Origin of the sequence: Amycolatopsis rhizosphaerae, assembly GCF_007713715.1 — a bacterium.
GTDB lineage: Bacteria > Actinomycetota > Actinomycetes > Mycobacteriales > Pseudonocardiaceae > Amycolatopsis_E > Amycolatopsis_E rhizosphaerae.
The window spans coordinates 1-3,375 of record NZ_VJWX01000657.1 but is presented as its reverse complement, the minus strand read 5'-3'; the positions used below and the strand labels follow the sequence as shown (position 1 = coordinate 3,375).

5 protein-coding genes are annotated in these 3,375 nt (G+C 71.7%); 1 reads left to right on the top strand and 4 read right to left on the bottom strand.

Going from position 1 to position 3,375, the window contains the following annotated elements; all coding sequences use genetic code 11:
- The 4 genes from FNH05_RS35030 to rimP form a co-directional block, all read right to left on the bottom strand.
- Positions 1-316: translation initiation factor IF-2 N-terminal domain-containing protein (locus tag FNH05_RS35030; RefSeq protein ID WP_186382897.1), on the bottom strand; the 316-nt coding region annotated here is incomplete at its 3' end.
- Between the two features lie 117 nt (positions 317-433).
- The gene (locus tag FNH05_RS35025; protein WP_144593139.1) at positions 434-772 is read right to left on the bottom strand and encodes a YlxR family protein; all 339 of its coding nucleotides are present in this window, start codon (positions 770-772) and stop codon (positions 434-436) included.
- A 23-nt stretch (positions 773-795) separates the two neighbouring features.
- Positions 796-1,821 carry a transcription termination factor NusA gene (nusA, locus tag FNH05_RS35020; RefSeq protein ID WP_144593138.1) on the bottom strand — a complete coding sequence of 342 codons (1,026 nt, stop codon included), beginning with the start codon at positions 1,819-1,821 and terminating at the stop codon, positions 796-798.
- Positions 1,818-2,372 (bottom strand): ribosome maturation factor RimP, encoded by a 555-nt coding sequence (gene rimP / locus FNH05_RS35015; protein ID WP_144593137.1) that lies wholly within the window; start codon positions 2,370-2,372, stop codon positions 1,818-1,820. The genes nusA and rimP overlap by 4 nt, the downstream gene beginning before the upstream one ends.
- 107 nt (positions 2,373-2,479) lie before the next feature.
- Between rimP and FNH05_RS35010 the strand changes: the two genes are divergently transcribed.
- Positions 2,480-3,375, top strand: an 896-nt coding sequence (locus FNH05_RS35010) for a ferritin-like domain-containing protein (protein WP_144593136.1), incomplete at its 3' end; no start/stop codon positions are given.

Below are 3,375 nucleotides of genomic sequence, written 5' to 3'. Positions count from 1 at the left end.
GGCGCGGGCCGGGCTTGGCGCCGGGCACCGCGGCCGGGCGCGGGCGCTCCTGTGCAGCCTGCTCCGGGGCCCTCGGGGGCGCCGGAACGGCGCCGTGCCCGTTGCCCGACGGTGCCGGCTTGCGACCGCCGGAACGCCCGCCGGAGCGGCCTTCCTTGGCGGTGAACGCGTCGCGCAACCGGCGGGCCACGGGGGCCTCGACGGTCGACGACGCGGATTTCACGAACTCACCCTGCTCCTTGAGCTTGGCGAGAACTTCTTTACTCGTAACACCGAGCTCTTTCGCGAGCTCGTGTACGCGGGCCTTGCCTGCCACTGCTCTCCTCAACTGATGAGGCCAGCCAGGCGGTAAGGACCCGCTGACCTCGTCCTATCGTCGCGCGTTCATGGCTTCAGCTTCACGGCTGACTCATGACGGGTCGACCTGCTTCCTTCATTCCGTTCGGGCCGGGGATGGTCCCCCGCCCGTAGTTCCTTCGGCGCACCGCTCGAGGTGCCGCCGCAGGGCCGCACCGTCGAGTGTCCCAGAGGCGCGTAACGCCCTGGGAAACGCTCGCCGGCGCTCCGCCTTGGCCAGGCAGTCCGGCTCGGGGTGCAACCACGCACCCCGGCCGGGCAGCCGCCGACGCTCGTCGACGACCAGTCGCCCGTCCTCCGCGACCACTCTCATCAGCTCACCGACCGAAGCCCGCCTCCGGCATCCCACACACGTCCGGACCGGTACCTCCCGGTGCCCAGCGCATGCGCCACCCGGATGCGGGCTTCGAACCATCTCCGAGTTTAGCCCCTGGCCTGTCACTCAGACGAACCGGTTGTTGCCGCACGCTGCGTCTCGTCCGGCTCGACGCTCGCCGCATCGCTGCGGATGTCGATACGCCAGCCGGTCAGCCGCGCGGCGAGCCGGGCGTTCTGGCCTTCCTTGCCGATGGCCAGTGACAGCTGGAAGTCCGGCACGACCACCCGTGCCGTCTTCGTCCGCTCGTCGACCACCTGCACGGATACAACCTTCGCGGGCGAGAGGGCATTCCCGACGAAGCGCGCCGGGTCCTCGGAGTAGTCGATGATGTCGATCTTCTCCCCGGCCAGTTCGCTCATCACGTTGCGCACGCGAGCGCCGACCGGGCCGATGCAGGCGCCCTTGGCGTTGACCCCGGGCACCGTGGACCGGACCGCGATCTTGGACCGGTGGCCCGCCTCGCGGGCCACCGCGGCGATTTCGACCGTGCCGTCGGCGATTTCCGGCACCTCGAGCGCGAACAGCCTGCGCACCAGGTTCGGGTGCGTGCGCGAGAGCGTGATCTGCGGGCCGCGGCTGCCGCGCGAGACGCCCACCACGAAGGCCTTAATCCGGCTGCCGTGCTCGTAGGACTCCCCCGGCACCTGCTCGCCCGGGGGCAGCACGCCCTCGGTGTCGCCGACCTGCACCACGACCATGCCGCGCGCGTTGGCCCGCACGTCGCGCTGGATCACGCCGGCGATGATCTCGCCCTCCTTGGCGGAGAACTCGCCGTAGGTCTTCTCGTGCTCCGCGTCGCGCAGGCGCTGCAGGATGACCTGGCGGGCGGTGGTGGCCGCGATCCGGCCGAAGCCTTCGGGGGTGTCGTCCCACTCCTCGGCGACTTCGCCGTTCTCGTCCAGCTTGTAGGCCAGCACCCGGACGTACCCGGACTTGCGGTCGATGTCGATCTTGGCGTGCGGCTGGTGGCCCTCGGTGTGCTTGTAGGCGGTGAGCAAGGCCGTCTCGATGGCCTCGATCACCGTTTCGAAGGGGATGTCCTTGTCCCGCTCGATCGCCCGTAGCGCGGCGATATCCACGTTCACTTCGGCTCCTCCTTCGTCCCGGGTTCTGCCGGCTCCGAGACAGTGTTTCCCAGGTTCTGCAGATCGTCTTCCAGCAGCTTCAGGTCCTCCGCCGGCGGTTGCTTGAACTCGATCTCGATCACGGCCTTCGCGACGTCGGCGTAGCGGACCTCGCGAATCCGCCCGGCCACGAGCACCCGCACCGCGTCGGGGCCCGCATAACCTATCCGGCCGACGAATCCCGCCCCCTCGTGCGGGGTGATGCGCACCAGGCGGAACTTCGACCGCCGCCAGTGCCGCTGCCTGGTCAGCGGACGGTCCACCCCAGGCGACGTCACTTCGAGGGTGTAGGCACCGGCGATGAGGTGTTCGTGCCGGTCCAGCACCGCCGACACCGCCCGGCTGATCTCAGCCACCTCGTCGAGTCCGACGCCGTCGTCGGCGTCGACGACGACCTTGACCAGCTTGCGGCGCCCCGCCTGCTGGACGTCGAGCGCGTCGAGGTCGAAACCCGCGCCGGCGACCGCCTCGGCCACGATGGGCTCGAGCCGCCCGGCGAGTTCTCCTGCCACCTTGGCGCTCTCCTGTTTGCTCTGGTTCTTCTGATGAGGTTCAAGCTTATCTTGTTGGCCCCCGTCACCGCCCGTGGTCACTCCCCCGCCTGGCAGTATGGCCTGACGTGAGCCCCCGTACCCGCCGCGACGTCCTGCGGATGAGCGCACTGGCCGCACTCGCCGTCCCGCTCGCCGCCTGCCAGACCGGTTATTCCGACGAGCCGGATCCGCTCGCCCCGCTGGCCGAGCAGGCCCGCGCCGACGCCGCCGCCGCACAGGCGCTGGCCTCCGGCAGCGGCGGCCAGGCCGAACTGGCGCGGCAGGTGGCGTCCGCGCGCACCGCACACGCCCAGGCCCTGCAGACCGAGGTGGACCGGCTCAACCGGCCCAAGAGCGCCGTCCAGGTGCTCGTCCCCGCCGAAACCGGGATGGCCGGGCTCAAGCAGCGGCTCGCCGTCGCGCGGGAACAGGCGGAGAAGGTGGTCGCCGGGCTGCCCCGGTACCGAGCGGGGCTGGCCGCCGCGGTGGCGGCGGGCTGTGCGGGGCTCCAGCAACTGGGCGACGTGCTCGGGCCGGGAACGGACCCGGGACAGGTCACGCCGACGGCCTCCCCGGTCCCGGCCGAGGCGGTCGCGCCGCTGCAGCAGGCACTCGACGCCGAGCACGCGGCGGTGTGGATCTATTCGCTGGTGAGCGCGTTCCTGTCCGCCAACTACGAGGCGGGCCTCAACGACGGCGCCGCGGAGCACCGCCGCAGGCGGGACGCCTGCGTGCGCATGCTGACGGCGGCGGGCGCCACCCCGGACGGCGCCGAGCCCGCCTACCTCACGCCGAAGCCGGTCACCGACGCCGCCTCGGCGAAGAGCGTCGTCGCGGCCGCCGAGGCCGACGCCGCGATGGCCTGGCGCGGCGTGCTCGAACGCACCGACGACACCGCCCTGCGCACCGTCGCCCTCAACGCGCTGCTGGGCTCGTCCCGCCGCGGCACTCGCTGGCGCGAGGCCGCCGGCGAGTCCCCCAG